Source organism: Oleiphilus sp. HI0128 (assembly GCF_001635365.1).
Map to the genome: position 1 here is coordinate 1 of NZ_LWGG01001291.1, position 1678 is coordinate 1678.

General features: G+C 45.6%; 2 protein-coding genes. Both read left to right on the forward strand.

The genetic code is table 11. The features are described 5' to 3' along the window. Positions 1 to 507 (forward strand): thiazole synthase (locus A3763_RS21580; RefSeq protein WP_369823162.1); only part of this gene is annotated, 507 nt, incomplete at its 5' end. A gap of 62 nt (positions 508 to 569) precedes the next feature. Continuing rightward, complete coding sequence (slmA, locus tag A3763_RS21585) at positions 570 to 1205, forward strand: nucleoid occlusion factor SlmA (RefSeq protein WP_068512101.1); 636 nt, start codon at positions 570 to 572, stop codon at positions 1203 to 1205. Positions 1206 to 1678 lie beyond the last annotated feature (473 nt).

Sequence of the window (1678 nt, forward strand, 5' to 3'; positions counted from 1 at the left end):
GAACTATTGGGTGGACATGACTTGGTAAAGCTTGAAGTACTAGGCGATCAAAAGACTTTATTTCCTGACGTAACAGAAACATTGATCGCAGCAGAGGAACTGATAAAAGACGGCTTCAAGGTCATGGTTTATACCACTGACGATCCACTTGTTGCTAAACGCCTTGAAGAAATGGGCTGTGTTGCGGTCATGCCTTTGGGTGCTCCGATTGGCTCTGGCCTTGGCATTCGTAACCCCTACAACATCAAGCTAATTCTCGAAAATGCGAAGGTGCCAATATTAGTTGATGCTGGTGTTGGTACAGCCTCAGACGCAAGTATCGCGATGGAGCTAGGTTGTGATGGCGTACTCATGAATACAGCAATTGCTGCAGCTCAAGACCCTATCCTAATGGCCCAGGCTATGCGCCTGGCAGTAGAAAGTGGTCGAGCGGCTTATCTTGCTGGCCGTATGCCACGTAAGTTATACGCTTCAGCCTCTTCGCCAATAGAGGGCTTGATCGTCTAGTCATATTGACTCAAGATAGACCTTAATACTTATTTAGTGATTATTTATAGGAAACGCTGAGAATGCCGGACCAGCCGACAAGCAATACCCCTAATAGCAAGACAGAAAAAAGCAACAAGCCTAATCGTCGCCAGCAAATTCTGGAAGTGCTGGCTCAGATGCTTGAGAAGAATCCTGGCGAAAGGATCACAACCGCTAAACTTGCCAAGGAAGTCGGCGTCACTGAAGCAGCGCTATACCGACACTTTCCCAGCAAAGGGAAGATGTTTGAAGGCCTGTTAGAATTTATAGAAGAGTCGGTATTTACACGCATCAAATTGATTACTCAAGAAGTCCCTGGAAGCATTGAGCGACTTCAGCGGATCGTAATCTTTATATTGGCTTTTGCTGAAAAGAACCCCGGTATGTGTTCTTTATTAGTAGGCGGTGCATTGGCGGGTGAAAAGCCAAAAATTCGACAGCGTTCTGCCCAGTTCTTTGATCGTCTTGAAACTCAGTTACGCCAAATAATCCGAGAAGCTGAAATTCGCGAGCAAAAGAGACCTCGCCTAACCGGCAGCAGTGCAGCGAGTTTGCTCACTTTAAATATCGAAGGTCGTATCCACCAATATGTGCGTAGCGAATTTAAGCGTAGCCCTACGCAAGGTTGGTCAGCACATTGGCCCATGCTTGCTAGTAGTTTATTCCAGAGTGACTAAGCTATCCGCCTCAATAAGCTCTCCCTTGTAGCTTATTGAGGCTCTTCAACCCTCACAGGATTTCATTTATCTTCCAACCGAGTTCTACCACTCGTTAAAGCTACAAGGTTTAGCCAAGCTAGAATTAGTTGCCGTTAGCCAGTTGTTAATCCTAACAAGCGCCAATTATCAGCGATTTTCCCAGTACAAAGAATAAGCGAAATACATTGCCTTTCTTTACAGGTGCTATACCCTAAGTAGTACTCCGTTTTGTCATTTATCCTCGATACCTGGCTCAGCGCCACTCTGTGCTAATTATCTATAAAGATATTTAGCGCAAATACGAAGGCAGCCAAATGACAGACTTACGCTTGTGCTACCAAACCATTGAGTTTGGTAAGACCGATATTCATCTCTGTACACTCCGTGACAGACAGCAATTTCATGATCCGGAAGGCATCGCTGAGAAACTGGGCATCAGCTCTGCAGCATGG

Excerpts from the sequence above, each read along its gene's own strand:
- slmA (WP_068512101.1), top strand. The coding sequence starts at position 570 with ATGCCGGACCAGCCGACAAGCAATACCCCTAATAGCAAGACAGAAAAA.